Annotated in this window: 14 protein-coding genes; 1 reads left to right on the forward strand and 13 read right to left on the reverse strand. The window is 53.7% G+C overall.

Going from position 1 to position 17,466, the window contains the following annotated elements; genetic code table 11:
- Positions 1-38: 38 nt before the first annotated feature.
- The 13 genes from RCH91_RS11215 to RCH91_RS11275 all read right to left on the reverse strand — a co-directional run bounded on the left by RCH91_RS11215 (position 39) and on the right by RCH91_RS11275 (position 16,724).
- Entirely contained in the window at positions 39-1,895 is a 1,857-nt protein-coding gene (locus RCH91_RS11215) for a DUF262 domain-containing protein (protein WP_306535033.1), read from the reverse strand.
- A gap of 84 nt (positions 1,896-1,979) precedes the next feature.
- Positions 1,980-3,653 carry an AAA family ATPase gene (locus RCH91_RS11220; protein WP_306535034.1) on the reverse strand — a complete coding sequence of 558 codons (1,674 nt, stop codon included), beginning with the start codon at positions 3,651-3,653 and terminating at the stop codon, positions 1,980-1,982.
- Positions 3,650-7,381 carry an Eco57I restriction-modification methylase domain-containing protein gene (locus RCH91_RS11225; RefSeq protein ID WP_306535035.1) on the reverse strand — a complete coding sequence of 1,244 codons (3,732 nt, stop codon included), beginning with the start codon at positions 7,379-7,381 and terminating at the stop codon, positions 3,650-3,652. The genes RCH91_RS11220 and RCH91_RS11225 overlap by 4 nt, the downstream gene beginning before the upstream one ends.
- A 4-nt stretch (positions 7,382-7,385) precedes the next feature.
- The gene (locus RCH91_RS11230; protein ID WP_306535036.1) at positions 7,386-10,754 is read right to left on the reverse strand and encodes a helicase-related protein; all 3,369 of its coding nucleotides are present in this window, start codon (positions 10,752-10,754) and stop codon (positions 7,386-7,388) included.
- Positions 10,751-12,130 carry a Fic family protein gene (locus RCH91_RS11235; RefSeq protein ID WP_306535037.1) on the reverse strand — a complete coding sequence of 460 codons (1,380 nt, stop codon included), beginning with the start codon at positions 12,128-12,130 and terminating at the stop codon, positions 10,751-10,753. Before RCH91_RS11235 ends, RCH91_RS11230 begins: the two co-directional genes overlap by 4 nt.
- Positions 12,131-12,527: 397 nt before the next feature.
- Positions 12,528-12,941 carry a hypothetical protein gene (locus tag RCH91_RS11240; protein WP_306535038.1) on the reverse strand — a complete coding sequence of 138 codons (414 nt, stop codon included), beginning with the start codon at positions 12,939-12,941 and terminating at the stop codon, positions 12,528-12,530.
- Between the two features lie 213 nt (positions 12,942-13,154).
- On the reverse strand, positions 13,155-13,472 hold the full coding sequence (locus RCH91_RS11245; protein ID WP_306535039.1) for a hypothetical protein: 318 nt from the start codon (positions 13,470-13,472) through the stop codon (positions 13,155-13,157).
- Positions 13,472-14,131, reverse strand: coding sequence for a ParA family protein (locus RCH91_RS11250; RefSeq protein ID WP_306535040.1), 660 nt, complete (start codon positions 14,129-14,131; stop codon positions 13,472-13,474). The genes RCH91_RS11245 and RCH91_RS11250 overlap by 1 nt, the downstream gene beginning before the upstream one ends.
- 101 nt (positions 14,132-14,232) lie before the next feature.
- The gene (locus RCH91_RS11255) at positions 14,233-14,901 is read right to left on the reverse strand and encodes a recombinase family protein (RefSeq protein ID WP_306535041.1); all 669 of its coding nucleotides are present in this window, start codon (positions 14,899-14,901) and stop codon (positions 14,233-14,235) included.
- An 80-nt stretch (positions 14,902-14,981) separates the two neighbouring features.
- Positions 14,982-15,299 (reverse strand): hypothetical protein, encoded by a 318-nt coding sequence (locus tag RCH91_RS11260; protein WP_306535042.1) that lies wholly within the window; start codon positions 15,297-15,299, stop codon positions 14,982-14,984.
- 141 nt (positions 15,300-15,440) lie between these two features.
- Positions 15,441-15,830, reverse strand: coding sequence for a hypothetical protein (locus tag RCH91_RS11265; RefSeq protein WP_306535043.1), 390 nt, complete (start codon positions 15,828-15,830; stop codon positions 15,441-15,443).
- Positions 15,831-15,878: 48 nt separating this feature from the next.
- Positions 15,879-16,466 carry a hypothetical protein gene (locus RCH91_RS11270; protein ID WP_306535044.1) on the reverse strand — a complete coding sequence of 196 codons (588 nt, stop codon included), beginning with the start codon at positions 16,464-16,466 and terminating at the stop codon, positions 15,879-15,881.
- 54 nt (positions 16,467-16,520) lie between these two features.
- Positions 16,521-16,724 (reverse strand): hypothetical protein, encoded by a 204-nt coding sequence (locus RCH91_RS11275; protein ID WP_306535045.1) that lies wholly within the window; start codon positions 16,722-16,724, stop codon positions 16,521-16,523.
- A 187-nt stretch (positions 16,725-16,911) separates the two neighbouring features.
- On the opposite strand from RCH91_RS11275, the gene RCH91_RS11280 reads away from it, so the two are divergent.
- A complete protein-coding gene (locus RCH91_RS11280) occupies positions 16,912-17,247 on the forward strand; it encodes a helix-turn-helix domain-containing protein (RefSeq protein WP_207164677.1) in 336 nt (111 codons plus the stop codon).
- Positions 17,248-17,466: the final 219 nt, after the last annotated feature.

A 17,466-nucleotide genomic window follows, 5' to 3' on the forward strand; every position in this document is an offset into this window, starting at 1 on the left:
CGAGTTGTTCGCCGTTGGCGATTAAACTTGTGAGTTGATCAAGTGTTATCAATGTCATCATCCTCATCAGATTCATCGTCTGCAATGGTTTCAGGTGAATCGACTATAGACTTGCACATTGCGCCAGTAATTTTGGCCAACAACATAGCCCTTCGTTTTTCAATAAAAGAAGAATACTCGTTATTACGGAGTGACAACGTATCAACGCAATGGGTGGCAAGGATTGCATCCATCTCGGCATCGTTAAGTTGTACAGTCGGATGCTTCTGAATCTGCTGGAGATAATCAGAGGGCGCCTTCCCGCCAATCATGCGGTTGGCTTTGTAGGAAATAGGGGTTTTGTTAAGAATAGAATTATACTGTGCCGGGCCAATGCCCTTTGACGCACACCACGCCTTGGGGAAGATGTGATGAATATCAAGTTTGTTGTCTTCCCAATCAGTTTCATCGAGATCGCGAATCGTGGATTTCCAGAAAAAATCCTGAGCACCATCACGCTGGATCAGGACATGAATTCCTTTGTAGGCCGCACTGGTTCTGGAGCGCAGGGTATCAAGCCGCCCCGGTTGGAAATTTGCATCGCGAACCGTGGATGGCTCCGGCCCATTGTTGTCTATCCACTCCAGCAGCTCTTGCAAGTCGTTCGCGAACCTGGTCTCAACAGCTCCGCCGTATAATTCGCCTAAAACGCCACACCAATACCACTGTGACAGCTTGTTATACACTTTTTGCTCAAGCCATCGTTCGCCAAGCACCGTGAGAACAGCAGCAAGTGGAACAATCTGGGTTCTGTATGGCAGATCTGAAGTTGAAAAGAACGACTCTTTGCGGAGGAACTTTGCAACCTTCCAAAAACCGTCCTGCAACTTCTGATTCCATTCCTGATACGCGGATAATGGAAGCGAGAGCACGGTTTCTCTTTTTGCACTTACACCAGTGATCTGTTTGCCGGTCTTGCCGTTACGGATATCGTCCTGGCGGAGATAATACGTATAAAGCAGTGACAGTGCCTGGAAAAAGTCTGTCGGCTCAATAGAGCGAAGCAGCCTTTGCCTATAAAGGTAGTGATGGATTCCCTCCGCACCGTCTATTTTGTTGCCATACCATTCGTCACGCAGATTAACACCATCGGCAGCATAGCTTGCCGTAAGCAGCTCAAAGACAGAAAGCGGCACGCCACCGGTATTCACCTTCTCAAAAACAAGGCAGACAGCTTCCTTTTTGTTTTCTTTTTTCAGTTCGATGATCGGTACGTCATACTTCCGGAACTCTCCCAGTACAACCCTGCGAAACTCCATGTACCGTGAAAACTTCGCAGAGTCGTAGGCATTCAGGCCTTCTTCCCACGTATCAGAATTGAGTATCTGGTTACAGGGAAAACAGAAGTTGCTGTATTCTTTCTCCGCAGAGCTCAGGTCGAGCTTAATGTCACGACCGAAATTCTCACGAAGCATCTTGTCTGCTTCAACGCCAAAAATAGCCTCTTCATAGCTCAACGGTCCTTGAAGCGCTTTTTCAATATCGATGTAATAGAACTTCTTGATCTCCCGTTTTTTGTTATCTCTTGTGGCAACAGGCGCTGTGAACATCAGCACCTGGGTAAGCGATGTCAGCCGTTGCTGACCATCAAGTATCAATTTGTCTGCCTTCTCCGGGGTGATCTTCGAAGGATCAATACCCTCGACAGGACGTATCTTGAATTTGGTCTCTCCACCATTTTCAAGCAGCATTATCGCTCCAACCGGAAATGCTCTGGCAATGCTGACCAATAGAGACCTGATATGCTCATCATCCCAAACCCAACCGCGCTGGAAATCTGGGAGCTGAATCGTTCCAGCCATAATATTCTTCAGTAAGTCTTCAAGTCGGCACTTGGTGGAATCAAAAGTGGACATCTTCACTCCCTGCGATGGAATTATGAAAACTATTTCTTTTTCAATTCAGTTATGAGCTGCCTGCACCTCGTTCTCCGGGGCACACTATTGCGATTCCAGCACGTTTTCGAGGAGGTCTATGAGTCGCTTGGCGCGACGAACCTCTTCCTCGTAAAGCGGCAAGGTATTGCCGTGAGATGCCGGATTCAGGACACGCTCGGTCATCTCCAGCACACGATCAACGGCTTCCACCGCTTCCATCTTGGCCCAACCGTCATTAGTCAGCGCATTGCTCAGATCGCGGCGTTTTGATTTGAGAATGGCCCTATCTTGAGGCTGAAGGTTCGCATTGTTGTCCAGATCGCTATCATCGGAAGAAAGTAAAAGCGTACGATGTGCCATGGGGGTATTCTTCAGCACCTTCTTGTAGAGTGTTGCCGGAATGTCTACTAGCAGCTTGTTCCGTGCTGCTCGCAGATTATCGGTCAACGAGAAAAACTGCCCTGGTGGCAAGGTCTTGCCTTCAGCCCATTCACGGTAGCGCTTGGCGGTGTCCTCCGCCGCCTTGCGCAGAAACATCGCCGCTTCTTCAATGTCATGGCCGTTGAGATAGTCCTCAGCTTTCTCCAGATCACTCTTCTCGCACTTGACTTCGATGTTTTGTGCCGCGCTGCCCTGCAAACGCACAAACCGCCAGTCGGCGTGGTTGTTTCCTATACGGCGGCGAAACTCGCGGAAGAATCCAAGCTCGTGGGTCAGGATGATTTTCTGGTAGTTGGTAAAAGTCTCGGACAGCAGGATATCCACTACCTGCATGCGGTTGCTCATGTCCAAGCTTACTAGCAGGTCATCAAGCACCAGGAGTTTGAGATCTGACTCATGCAAATTGACCAGCGAAGCGGCGAAACGAACTGACAGCGCCAATTGGGTCAGCTTGGCTTCGTTTAGAAAACTCTGTGGCTTCGTTACGGTATGACCGTCCAACTGCACACCCAATTCGATCACCGGCCGGGTGAACTTGAAATTATTCTGGTTAGAACCAGTGGCCGAAGGCGGGGTGGTGACGGCCAGTTTCAAAGCGACCTTAGCTGGGTCGTCCATGGCGAAGTGGGCATCATAAAAACGCTGGGCCTCTGTACTGATCGCATCTACAACCGCAGTAATGACTCCGGCAAAGGCCAACGTGTTTTGACGGAAGCGGTCATAAGCGTCGGCTCCCGGGCTGCCCTGTAGACGGTATGGGTTAGGATCACCTGATTTGATCTTTTGCCACATGGAGTAGGGTGATTGGCCGCCGGTGCTCACACAAAACGGCAGGATTTCCTTCTCGAACAACGGCCAGAGATCGAATTTTTCCGAGTTGCGAAAGTGCGAGAAGCCGAAGAAGAAGCGATAGGTGATGAAATCGCTGGCCAGGTCGCCTTTCAGGATGGCGGGCTGGTTAAAGGTACCGTGATCGGCTTGGCTGATGCGATAGGTCGTGTCGTTGCGGGTCGTGGTGTCGCGCAGCGTCAGCGCAATCTCGCCGGGTTTTGGGGTGGCTCCTTTCTGTTCATGAAGGTTGAGCAGGCTTTGCTGATTTGCAGGATCGAAATACTTTTCGACATCCTTCTTGGGCTTGCGGGCGCTTTGCAGAAAGGTATGGAGCGCCCAGTACAGCGATGACTTGCCCGCACCGTTGGCGCCATATACCAGCAGGTGCCGGCCTTCGAGCTTGAGTGAAAACTCACGGAAGGCTTTGAAGTTACTGATGGCAATGTGATGCAAACGGGCCTTCATATCCTGCCCCCCTCCTTGATGACGGCGAGCAGATCAGGGCTGTCGGCGGAGATGCGGAGCAGGCGGTTGCGGATTTTCGATGAAGGGGCGTTCAGTGTGCGGTGAAGCTGGGAAATGAACTCTCGCTGCTGCAATTCAGTGGCATCTGGGTTGTAGTCAGTGAGATACGGAGCGAGTGCGTCAAGAAACAACAGGTCGCGCTCAGCCATGTGTTCGCTGAAGTAGCACTCCATCACACAGGCATCGATTAGGTCGTTCAAGAATGTGGACGCACTTACGTCACCATCATCGAGAGATTTGTTAATAAGCAACAAACTAACGAGACTTGAGATAACTTCCTTCTGGCCGGCAAACCGTGGCAGCAACAGATTCTCCACGTGTTCCTTTTTTACTTCGGCCAATGCTTCCCCCTGCTCAGGATTCATGTAAGAATAAACGAATCCGGTGATTGCAGAGTTTAGGACGCCCAAGGACCAAAGGACATCAACGGACTTATCTTTAGGCCAAAGCACATGTAGGTTATTCCGCGCCACAAAAAGTTCGGAGACAAAGGCTGCAATTATGCAATCAGCTGTCTGTCGTACATAAATCTTCTGTCCGCGCTCAAAGATTCTTCGTTCTCTTGGTGCCGCCAGCCACTGCCCGTATTGAATCCAATAGTCCTGATTCCAGCGTATCTTATACCGTTCAATCAAGCTACCACGGAGAAGTGGCAACCAGTCCTTGCCACTTGGCCTAGGGCCTTCGACCACATATGGTTGGGTCTTCATTATCTCAGCAGATTGAGGCGGGGAGCCTTTGCCCTTCTCAAAAGGTTTCACACCGTTGAAAACATCGAAGACATCACCCAGCCTGACGGATCTTCCTGCGATAAACCTGTAAATTTCGTGAATGGACTCCGTGACTGAGAGGTTAATTACGTCTCCATCTTTAGAAATGTATTTCTCGTCAACCTGGATTGCGCGTGTTTCGTCTTCGAGGATTTCAATCGGTATCTTGTAACCACTCAACATCGTACCTCGCTGGAAGACGAATACGACATTATCAACAATCGCATCAAACACGCGGCTTTTCGGAATGAATGCTTTTCGCCAAGCGTAGGAGTTTCGTAAATGGCGACGAATTTTTTTAAAAGTCAGCGAGTAAAGCCAGGTGTTTGGGGTAATAAATGAGACAACACCATTTGGCTTTAGAAGTGATGCCGCCCTTTCACAGAACAATAAGTAAAGGTCTCTCTGGTAATCTTGATGCATGTAGATTTTGTCATACTTTGCTTTTTCCGCTTTATCTTTGACGACCCGATATGGAGGGTTCCCTATCACTATATCGAAGTTATCCGCAAGTGAACGCCCGAACATCCAATGTGGATCGAAGAAGGCTGCAATTGCCTGAGGATTAAATGGATCCCAGTCGGCAATGTGCTCAGCTTTCTTGGACGAGCCGAGGCTCTCTGCTAAGGTTTTGCCGAGTTCCTCCCGCAGCACCTTGATTTTTTTCTGAAGAGTGAGCTTCTGGTCGCGTCGTTGGATGGCGAAGTGGCTATGGTAAAGGGCTTCGATTTCAGCTTCGATTTGATAAACCCGGGGAGGAAGCAGCGCCAATTGATCCATCTCCGGCAAACTGATAAGGGTGTCGGCGGCAACGAACTTTGTTTCGAGGTTGGGCAGCGGTCGAATACCGTGGTTGTCCCGTTTGTTGCGGTTGGTGCGCTGGTCACAGACGAGGGAAATGAAAAAGCGAAGTTTTGATATCTGGATGGCGATGGGCTGGATGTCCACGCCGTAGAGACAGTTCTCGATCAGATAGAGCTTGCGCCCGTAGTCGTCCTCGTTGTCAGCGAAATCGCGTTCGATGGCAGCGATGGCGGCGGTGCGAGCGGAAAGATCAGGAATCTTCGTGGCGGCATCAATCTGGAGTTGCATCCAGCGGGCGTTGTCGGGGTCGAGCTTGTGGATGATGTAAACAAGCTTGTGCAGCATCCCCATCGGGAAGGCGCCGGAGCCGCAAGCGGGGTCGAGAATCTTACAGGTATGGATGGCATCGAGCAGTGTGGCGACTTCTCGCTCAGAGAAGGGGTGAGCCCGCTCGGTGTAGGTGAAGAGGATTTCGAGCCCAGCCTGCGTGTCTGTTTCGCTCATGCCGGCTTTGGTCAGTGCGCCCGTGAGGTGCGCTTTGAGCGACTCGTCCACCATGTATTCGACAATGGGGCGCGGGGTGTAGAAGGAGCCGGTCTGTTTGCGGGCAGTTGTTTTGGTTTCCTCGTTGTAGGAGGCGAGCAGGTTTTCAAAGACCTTGCCGAGCAGCTCGGGATCAAGAGCAATTTCCTGATCGACCGGCGTGTTCTCAACAATGGTGAACTTATAGGCGTGCAGGATATGGAGGAGTCCGCGCACTTTCTCTTTTTTGCGCTTTGGATCGTTGTATGCACTCTTTCCTGACAGGTCCTCCTCGCGCTCGCCGCCGAAGAAGAGGCAGTTTGGGATGGTGGGGCGTTTCTTCTTGTTCCGCGAGAAGCCGTCGAGATAAAGCTTCCTGTCCGTGCCCTCCTCGGTGCGGTCGAGGCACTCAAAGAGGCCGCCGTTAAGAAAGGGAACATCAGCGAAGTGATCGAGCGCGGTGGCGGGTTCGTGGAAATGTTCTTCGTAGCGATAGAGTGTGTCCACCCCGTAGGTGACGCGGTTTTTCTGGAAACCTTCATCCTTGGCAAAGGCCCGAAATGGCTGCCCCTTGGTGTCCTTGCCCATGCGCTGGTTGAGCGTGGCAAAGAAAAGATTTTGCAGGATAGCTTCGTTGTAGGTGGAAGCATCCGGCGAAAGATCCTTGAGGATGCTCTTCAGATCAGCCTCGACGAAGAGATTCTCGGGGATGAGGCCCTTTTCCTTAAGGAACCAGCAGAAGATGAGGCGCGTGAGCAGGCGGATAAGACCGGTAGCGCGGCGTTTCTCGTCGTCCTTCTCAATGTCGGCAGGGAATTCAACCTGCGGTAGCGCCCAAAAGTACCAGTTGGCCAGTTCGCGGTAGAAACGCTTGTTGAGCAGCTCGACGTTGAAGATCTCCTCCCACGCGGCGTGGAGGGTGTCGAAGTTATTGATCGGAAGGCGCTGCGGGTGGACGAGGTTCGGGACGGCGAAGGACGCCAGGATGTCAAGGTGGCCGCGGTGCGGATCGGCAAGGGAAATATCGCGGATAATGGTGACCTTGCCGAGGACATCCTTCGCGGCGTCGCGCTTGTTCTGGCGGCGGTTGATGACAGCGATGGAGATGACGGGCGTCTTGTCCGTTAGGTGTTTGATGAGCACCATGACGGGCATGGGGAAGACACGGTTGATCTGACGCGCGATGTCCGTGAGCTTGCCACGGGCGTAGTCTCCGTCTTTCAGCTCGATTGCGAAGAAAACGTAGGACTGAAGCAAGCCGGCGTTGACGCCAGTTTCCTTGAACAGACTCGTGTGACCTGAAAGCTCCTCATCGGTGAGCTGGAACAGGAGATCGGCGGATTGCCAGTCGGCAGCAAGCGCTTTCGCTTCGTTGAAGTTGCTGTTTCTGGCGTTGTCGCGGACGAAATCGAGGAAATTTTGTGGCTTGGAGTCGCCGAGATTTACCGTGCGATCGCTCCGGTAACCAAGCACGTCCAACAGCCCGACGGCCGCCTCAGACAGGGATTTCTTCTGAAACGCTGCAAGTGCAGCCTGGATGACGGAGCGGAGCTCTGCATTGTTGTTCGCCATTGTTCTACTTCCCTTCCATGATGACAAGCCAGGTAATCAATTCAAAATCGCCACTGTCGGCAATCGGAGTTTCAGCGGCAGTCGGCAGTATCCCGCTGCGTCCGGAGAGGAGCCCAACAGCGGCCCGGCGCCGGAAGGTGTGCTCTATTGAGGCGAGAGCTTTTTGAATCAGGCCGGTGTAGTGACTCATATCCGCGCCGTCTTTGGTGCGCGCGTCGAACAGATCGCATAGTGATTCGACGGCTCCGGCCTCTCCAGCTGCGAGGTTGCGCAAGAGAAGGAGTGATTCCTTGGGCTGGGCAAAGGAAAAGCGGACCGTGCCATCATCGTGAACGTAGACCAGATAATGGGGGGCCAGCGGATTGATATTCGCCGAATCGGTTGGACGTGACTCCCCTTCGGTGGAAACGCCACCCGCTTTATTGTGCTTCAGGCAGAAGAGCACTCCCGGCCGACAGGCGGGAATGTCTGAGTTCGTCGGCACAACCGCATAAAGCCCCTGGCCCGCCTCTTCCAGTTCGGCCCGGCGTGATTCGAGAAACTGGAGCAGGTCGAGGCGGAATTCATCGAGAGAGAAGTCGGTGAGCGAAACCGCATCATCAAAGTCTTCCAGATCGAGAACCTCGTGCTTGAGGCGCTTCAACTGCCGGTCGCGGAACAGGAGGTCCTCCTTGATCAGCTCCTCAAGCTGGCTAGGGTCGAGGAGATTGTCGGTCTGGGTAGCGGCAAGGTCCACCAGCGCCATGCGCGCCTCGACCCGGTGCTTGACGTTCAGGTAACGGTCCAGGTCAGCCACCGGCCAGAAGTTGACCAGCTGGACTTCGGCATTGCGGGAGCCAATCCTGTCGATCCGGCCGAAGCGCTGGATGATCCGGACCGGGTTCCAGTGGATGTCATAGTTCACCAGGAGGTCGCAGTCCTGGAGATTTTGCCCCTCGGAGATACAGTCGGTGGCGATGAGGAGATCGATCTCCTTGTCCTGGGGGAAATGGTTCTGCTCTGAACGGCGCTTTGAAAGCGGCGAGAAGTTGGTGAGGATGTCGTCGTAGTCTGCGCTCGGCTTCGGGAGAGAAGTGCGGTTGGAGCCCTCACCCACGACCAGCGCCGTGTGAATGCCGAGGGCCTCACGCGCCCAAGGGGACAGTTGTTCGTAGAGATAGCGGGCCGTGTCAGCAAAGGCAGTAAATACCAGGACCTTACGATTCAGCCTTCCGTCTCGGTCGGTCGTAGGCTTGGTCACCTTTTCTTCGATGAGGGCGCGCAGCTCGACGAGTTTGCCGTCACGCTCGGGCCTTACCGCTGCCGTCTTCTCCAGCAGAAACTGCAATTGCACTCGGTCCTGCCGAACCTCCTTCAGCCATTCCGGAAGCTCAAGATGGCCGAGATGAATCCGTCGCTTGCCGCCGATGGTGAAATCCTCACCGTCAAAGTCGGGGTCCTCGAATTGGGCAGGCGTTAACGTGTCGTAGTCAAGATCGGGGTTATCATCAGCGTGCTTTTCGAAGGCGAGAATGCGTTCCTCAAGCCGGTCGATCTTGTCGATGGTGCGCTGAAGGGTGAGGCGGAAGGAATCCACCGAACTTTCCAGACGCTTGAGGAAGTTGACCTTCATCATCGCGATCAGGATTTTTTCACGCCCTTCCTGGGTGAAGCCTCCCAGAATCTTGTCTAAGTACATCTCGCGAATTGTTGAGGGGAGGTCTTCCCGGAGCTTGGCAGTCGGGTGGTAGAGAGCCAGATTGAGCGCGCTGATCTCCTCATTCAGTTGCTCGAATGAGAGAAAGCGCTGATGCAGGTCAATCTGCGGGTGACGTGAATGGGGCGCCGGACGGTGAGGAAATCCCCCTAGGCGGTTCATCTCTTCCTTGTAGTAACTGGAGATGTGTCGCCGGGATCGGGCTATGCTCAGGCCGTCGAGGAGCTTGAAGAAATCGCCACCGAGAGCGGCGAGGAGATCCCGCGTTTTCCTCTCTCCGGCGGGCCTCTTGGCCCAGTTGGTGAAATGGGTCTGGGCCATGCGGCTGGTCTCACGTACCGAGGCAATCCCAAGCGACTCCCTGAACGCGCTGTCCGGCCGGTCATCGCGGGCCACGTCTCCGCCGGCAATGAACGATATCTGGTTGCGGAGATCGGACAACTGATTATTGACCGGCGTCGCAGATAACAGGAGCACTTTGGTGCGGACGCCGGAGGAAATGATGTCCTCCATCAGCCGCTGATAGCGGGTGCGCCTCCTTTCTTCTCCGTCGTTCTGACGAGCGATGCTGTTGTTACGGAAGTTGTGCGATTCATCGATGACTACCAAGTCGTAGTTATCCCAGTGCAATGTAGAAAGGTCAATGCCGTCAACTTCGCCCCGGACCCGGGACAGATCGGTGTGTGACAGCACATCGTAACGGAAGCGGTCAGCGAGGAACGGGTTGAGGGAGCTGTTGGAACGGTACACCGTCCAGTTGCGACGTAGCTTCTTGGGACAGAGCACGAGGACTCGCTCGTTGCGCAACTCGAAGTACTTAATGACCGCAAGGGCAGTGAAGGTCTTACCGAGACCGACGCTGTCGGCGAGGATGCAGCCGTTGCTGGCAAGGATCTTGTTGATGGCCGCCTTTGCCCCGTCCTTCTGGAAAGAGAAGAGCGTCTGCCAGATGCTGGTATCGGTTAACGCAGTACGCCGGAGTGCTTCGTCAATATCTTTGGTACCGTCCAGAAAATCCCGGAAGAGGTGGAAAAGTGTCAGGTAATAGATGAACTGGGGTGATTTGTTTGAGTAAAGCCGGTCAAGCTCTTTAAGCACAGTCTCTTTGACATCCTCGACGAGCTTGTTGTCATCCCAGATGGCGTCAAACCATTCGAGCAGGGCGGCTCTATCCCTGTCACTGTCGACGATCAGGTTGAGTTCTATGTTGCTCCCGTTAGGGTGCAGACCGAGGCCTGGAACGGTGAAGTTAGAGCTGCCGATAAGGGCATGGGCAAGCTTGCCGTCCTGAATGTGATAGAGCTTGCCGTGGAGGAAGCCGCTACGGGTTACGGAGCGGATCTCCACCTTCCGGCGGATCCAGTCGGCGCAATCCTTAGCCAGCCGACGCTGCACAAGTTGATTGCCAAGGGACAGCCCCTGCTCGGTTAGATTGTACTGGCGGGATTGCTTGTATTCCCTATCCAGACTGCGCACGAAACGGGGCTCGCCGAACAGGAAGCGGAGGTTACCGGCACGCTCTAGATCATCCCGCAATGCATTATAAGCATGGACCGTGAAATAGGCGGAAACGAAAGAAAGCTTAGCATCCGGTGCAATCGCTTCACGGACGAAGTCCCCGGCCCTGCCATGCAGGTAATTGTCTCGAATGCCGGAATTATGATAGTTATTGGTCATCTGAATTGCCTCATCTTCTCCCGCCACGCCTGAAATTCCGCCGGCCGTAGCCGAAACCGCGCGATATTCCCCTCGTGCAGGCCCCTCAATTCGGTATGCACCAGACCGATGAACCGTTGCCGATCGTTCTCAGGGATGTGTTCAGTTGTCCATGCGTTGACAAATTCCTGTACATCCGCCGTGGCTTGGAGGACCACGTCACGGATCACCTCGGTCAAGGCAGAGCGGTATTTCATCCGGAACGGATCCGGCTCCCCCAGTTCTTCCCGAGTACTCAGGTAGCGTTTGACCGAGCGTTCGTATCCCCAAACAAAGACATCCCGAAGCAGCTCGATGCGATTCAGTTCGTAGACCCCCAGAATCCCTTCGACATAGGAACGCTTGGGGACATCGATAAACGACAGTGGGCAGAGGTTGTGCTTTACCAGCGGAATATTGGCGGCAAGCCGTGCCACCCGCTTGTTGACGTCTTCGAACGGCTGCAGGTAGGAGAGGTGCACGAGGGCGAAGAACGCCTGTTCAAAGGGATCGGTGATAGCAGTCGCCGCATCGAGAGCCCGCTGAAAGTATTCCTCCAGGAGTTGCGGAGTGGACAGCGGCGAATAAACCGAGCCGCCGATACCGACGGCGATCTGACGCAGTCTGCCGCAGGCCTCCGTATCAGGGAGAAGGTTGTCGGACAGGATGGCGTGGAGGTTCAGGATGGAATACCTGTTGAAGCCGATTTCATCGGCGTCCTCCACGAGAAACTCGATGGCCTGCTTGTGATTCAGGATCATCTGGGTTTCCAGCGCATCTTTCCCCTCTGCGGCTTGGCCGAAGGAGATCAGACGTTCCGTCTCCAGCAGGGAGTAGGTATTTCCTTCCAGGTAGCTAGATGCCCAGGAAAGGTCGATCAGAAGCCTTCCCATGACCTGTCTGGCCATGGTGCCGGCGGGCAGGGCCCCCTGGTGTGAGCGGCCTATCTGGTGCAGATGTGCCCGGGTGGTGTCGTCAAGATATGGTCCTGAATCGGGATAGGAGAGGAGAAAATCGCGCTGATAGCCGATCGGTTCGCGACGCTGAATCGGTTGGCTGACATAACTGCGGACTTCGCGACCAGCCTCGGAGAGGGGGACGAGCGATTCTTCCGGCTCTGCGACCTCTGCCGACGCTGGCATGATCGGCCAGTAAACACGTCCCTTGAATGCTCCGGTGGCACGAATGCGGTTGCTCTCGATGAGCATACTGAGCCGGCGCAGCAGAGAACGCCGATTCATGACGATTCCTGCCACAGAAAGGGCTTCCTCCAGGTCGGTTATGCCAACTCCTTGCGGATAGGCCGCAATCCGTTGCTCGATCTGTCTCAGTTCCTGCTCTGCGATATGCTTCGGCACCGGACACCCTTTCTGCCTCTGTACAGCTTTCGTGACGACATAATAAAGTAACCGTCACAAAAATCAACATTTGCGACATTAAACGTTGTGTCGCATAGTGAAACTTGGAAATAATGGTCAGAAACGTCTTGCCTTGACCAGGCAGGAAGTCACCAATGCGACCGCTCGTAATCAAGAATTGACGGCGGGCCTTCTTTCAAAGGAATCCATTCGATCCACCTGCAAACTTGCCCAGACGAGCCATTTGGCAACCTTGCTCTCTGGATTGATCGCACTATTATTTCTCCCGAGCTGCTTGGATGACCATGATCGAGTAACAGCATGCAGGGGGGGACGTCAGGGAGGTTATTGACCGGGACCGGGGAGAAATGATCTGGAGGCAAGAAGAAAACCATTCTTATTTACGGACAAGTTCAACGTCCGGCCACCGTTCCTTGATTTCCTCCTCTGACATCTCATAGACGGCTCCGTGCTTTCGACCATAAACTCCTGTGCCAGTTGGATGCCGTTTTACAGGCTGAGCTTTGAACCAATTTGCAATCGCTTGCATCCACTCGGCACGACATGACTTGCATACACGCAAGTTGTAAAATCTATACTGCTGCTCTTCTTCTTCCGGCATCGTTTCAAATACGGGGACGTCGGTGTCCAGCGTCTCCAAACGTTTCGTGCCAACCTGCTCCTGATATACCCCTTTGATTGCCGACAGTTTGAACGGAACGGGAAGTTCCCTCATCTCGTATAAACAGGCCATCCAAAGGGTGCGGCGGTCCTCTCCTTCTTCTCCACAGCGTTGACATTGTTCACTCATGGCAAAATCCTTTCATCGTAGAATTCAGCATCATTCCACGATCTTATGATGATTTATGCACCAATACGGTTGTCACAAGTTTGTTTAGATGTCACAAACTGTCGTTATTTGTCGCGAATCGCAATTATGTGACGCAAAAGCTACCCCGGCAAACTGCAAGCTTACCTCGACATCCCTGTAGCCGCCGTGAACCCACAGGTCAGTTGGGGAATTTTACTCTCCCGTAATTACTTGCTTGCTTAGATACTCCCTTAATGCATCGCGCACTATCGCAGAGAATGTGAAGGGCTCCTTGCTTCTGCGTCGCTGGCGGGAAAGATCCTCAATCGCCTCAAAAATGTCGGGCTCAACCGTAATAGACATTTTGACGAATTCGGATTTCGGAAATATTTTTTCCGATTTAATATCCAGCGTCCCGCCGGGCTGCTTCTTCTGCGATGGGGACGTCTTTACCGATTCAGTTTCAGGTGCTTTGGCCAGCATCTCATCTTCCATCTGCAATTCTGCAAGTGACTTACGCTTGAGAGTCATCACCGTCCTCCCTTCAGTTTCAGCATGCGGACAACCTCCTCGGCAAGCATTCCAATTTCCTGGTAGGCGGGCGAAGATGGGGCGAACTTGTTGATTCCGATGCCGTGCATGACGGAATCGGCGTAGGCCACCCGCAGGCAGAGCGTGGCCTCTGAAACAGGGCCGAATTTTGCCAATACCGACCGCAACTCCCTGCCGGCGGCGGAGTTGAGTTGGACCCGGTTGGGCACCAGAAGGAACTGCTTCGCGGCGTCCAGCTCAATGGCTTCCTTGCAGACCGCGATGGCCGTCTTTGCCGCCTCGATATCCAAGGCGCTGGCCCCTACCGGAACAAGCATGAGGTCGGAATAAAGCGCGGCTCGCATGGAGACCGAGGCGATTGCCGGCGGAAGATCCATGATGACCAGGTCGGCCTCTACCTCCGAAAGCTCACTCTTAAGATTCTTGCCTTCTCCATCCTGGGCGACCGGGAAGACATGGACCCCAGCCTTACCGTTTCCTTTGGTGATCCAGACCGTGGCACTCTGCTGGAGGTCGGCATCGGCCACGGCAATTTTCAGGTCGGGGAAGGTTTCCTTGATCTGCGTCGCCAGGTGGACCGAGATGGTTGTCTTGCCGACGCCGCCTTTCTGCTGCAATAACGAGACGATCTTTGCCATGATAATATTTCCGAAAAAATAAATGTGAAATAAGATTTATTTATCGGAACGGAGAGCAAAAGGCAAGGACTATCGTGGAGGGAAGATTCTCGGGGGGACGCTCAGCGGTCTTCAGCCGCCTGCAGGATGCGACTGACCGACTTGGCTGTCCACATGCAACCGCGTGCCGTGAGAATACGACGGCTGTTGAGGGCCTGGGCTGTCCCATTCAGACTGTGTCCGGCATCCAGCAACTCCCGGATCGTCGGGTACACGTTTGCCGCGTACTCCCTGGCTCGAGTCCGTCGCTCTTCGAGTCCCTGAAGCTGGATTTCCTCGGTAAGAATCGCTCCGCGGTGGCCACCGAGTTTTACCCCTTTCGCCTTGGCGGCGGCCAGGGCCTCCCGGGTTCGCCGGCTGATCATCTCCCGCTCGTGTTCAGCGATTGCCGCCAGGATGTGGATGGTCAGCTTGTTGGCGTAGGGATTGTCGCAGGCGATGAAATCGATCCCCGCGTCCATGAGGTTGGCAATGAAGGCCAGATTTCTGGAGAGTCGGTCCAACTTCGCGATGATCAGCGTCGCCCGGGACATCTTGCAGCGATTGATGGCCTTCTGTAGCGCCGGCCGGTCGTTCTTTTTACCGCTCTCGACCTCGACGTATTCTTCCAGAAGCTCTCCGCCTTGGGCACCCAAGTAGCTCCTGATCGCCTGGCGCTGGGCGCTGATCCCGTGCCCCTGCTCCCCCTGCTTGTCGGTTGAGACCCTGAGATACGCAATGTAATGTTTCATTCAGACCACCTTGTCGTTTTAGTCAACGCTCGTTGACTGATGTGACACAAAATTCAATGCACCATACCGAAGGGGGGCGCTTACGTCTGCTTCCCCAGGAGTTGGTATAACGCCGCCAAGTGTGTGCGGTATCGGCGGCGCCTTTCATCGATCTCCCGCAGATAGCCGGCGTAGACCCGGATGAAGATGATAATTGCCGGAACGATGAAGCAGAACACCATCCGAAACGTCGCTGGGAAGCGACCCCAGAAAATGGCAACAAGATAAAGCGGCAAGGCGGCAACTCCCAGTCCGATTACGACGAGATACCACCAATGGTAGAAGCTGTACTTCCGTTCAACCTGCCGCTTGATCTCGCTGGCGGCTAGGGATAGCTCGCCTGGGTTCAGTAATCCCATAGCCAGCCGCTGCAGTGCTCTACGCTCCGCATAGGCTATCCCATGCACTTGTGCCTCTTCCAAAAAGGTGAGCACCTGGGAGTGCGCTCGTTTGCCCACGTTATCACCATGTCTCGGTGACGGTTCAGGCATTCTTAAGTCTCAGTTTGACGCGGATTCAATCACCCGCTTCAATCTCTTGCGCCTCTCGGCCAGAATGGCGAGCACCACGAAGCTACTCACTGTTAACAAAAACCACATGCCGAACAAAAAAGCATCGAATCCGGCAAGTTTCTTGGTGTGCATGTAATCGGAGATCAGAACGCCAACAATCACCAGAGCAACAGCTTCTATGAACACAACAATCATGGTGGAGCGGTTGAGTCTCTTCAACCTCCGCTGCAATTCATCTGGGCTTGGAGGCTCTTTCGAGGTCGTCTCTGCCGTCTTTCGTGACTCCATGAACACCTCTGCCAGTAGCTTTGCCTGCTCGGGATCAAAGGCGGATTCGAGGCGGTGCTTGAGATCTTCGCAATTGCGGGTGTTGGACATGGGACTCCTCCCTACATGGTTCATTGTTATCCGTCATAAGATAAACCATCAGAACGCCAAACCGATTCCTCCACTGACTCCACGGAGCGTATGATAACCGGCGGTGAGCAGAACCGCGTGCCAGTTATCGTAGGGAATCCGGTACTGAATGCCGGCGCCACCTTCGACGGTGAGGACATAGCGTTTCTTCTCAACGTTGAAGAGAGTCCCAACCGGCCAGGCAAAGAGCCGCTGTGCCTCGGTCACCACCATGACCTTCCGTTCTTCCTGCCAGTAGACCCCACCTTCTGCGTAACCGGTCAAGTTCCGAGTAAAGTCGTAGAACCCCATCATATCGAATCCGAAAGCCGGATCAATTTTCTTCTTGCCCACGGGCTTTGCGGCAACACCCAGATCCGCCAGGGTGAATGGATAGGCGTCATTGACCTCTTTGCCCTCATAGTCGAAGTCTCCCCCATAGCCGAACTTCATGCCAATGGGGCCCAACCGCGTACCGAGCGCGACAGAGTAGTTTCCCTGCAGCGTCGCTCCTCCCTCCACCCACAGAGCCTTCTTGAGCGTGTTATCCTCACCGGCGGCGGGGATAGCACTGAGCAGAACCATTACCAGGATAATGCAGGACATCATGCGATACATGATCAATTCCTCCTTGTCATGTTTTTACGAAGCGATGCCGGGCAGGCCCCATCCCTACTTCGCCTCGGCGGCCTTCAACTGGCCCGTCCGCCTGAGGGCCTCGATTACCTGTACCCCCTCATCCTTGCCGGGAAGCACCTTTTCGCATTCCGCATAGGTCATCGGGTGAAACCCCTCAAACTTTCTGCCGCTCCTCAGATCCGCTGCACAACCGGCCAACACGACCAACATCAGACTCAACAGGACCTTATTACGCATTATTCCCTCCCCGAAAGATGATTGACCGACAATTAGGAATAAATCTCAAACATTGTCTATCGGCCAATACTTAACATTTAATGTCGATTATATCTCATTTAATGCTAACTTTTAAAAAAAAGTTAGCATTAAATATTGTGTTGACCATTTTGTCATTTGGGTAGGGTAGGCCCCGAGAGGATCGCCTATGAAGACAACCAAGGAATTGCTGGGAGCAAGGATCAAGGAACTGAGGAAAGCACGGAAGCTTTCCCAGGAAGAGCTAGCCGAGCTCATTGGGGTGGAGCCGCAGCACATGAGCCGCCTCGAGGTAGGGAAGAGTTACCCCTCCCTCGACCGGCTCGAAAAGATCGCCACGGTCCTTGAGGTGCCGCTGAAGGACTTCTTCGATTTTTCACATCTGGATGACGCCGGTGAGCGACGGGCGGGGATCGACCAATTAGTGAAGGATCTGAGCGAGGACCAGCAAAGATTCGTTTACCGGATGCTGAAGATGCTTAAGGAAACCACGAGGGGAGAGTAAATTTCCGTCGGATTCATCTGATGCCTGATTTGGGGAAAAACTCCAAAGCCAACTATATCCGAAAAGCCACACGACAATTCCGACGGCTTGAGACAATTGTAGGCAATGATTCTCGGGAGGAAACGATTGACTTCATCCTCTACGCTTCAGATGAAGCAGGCCGATCCTGCACGTCGCTGAATTCCTCCTCACTGCATCAGGTCACCTGTTGCGGACGAT

This window comes from Geobacter sp. (genome assembly GCF_030834625.1).
In the GTDB taxonomy this organism is placed as follows: domain Bacteria; phylum Desulfobacterota; class Desulfuromonadia; order Geobacterales; family Geobacteraceae; genus Geobacter.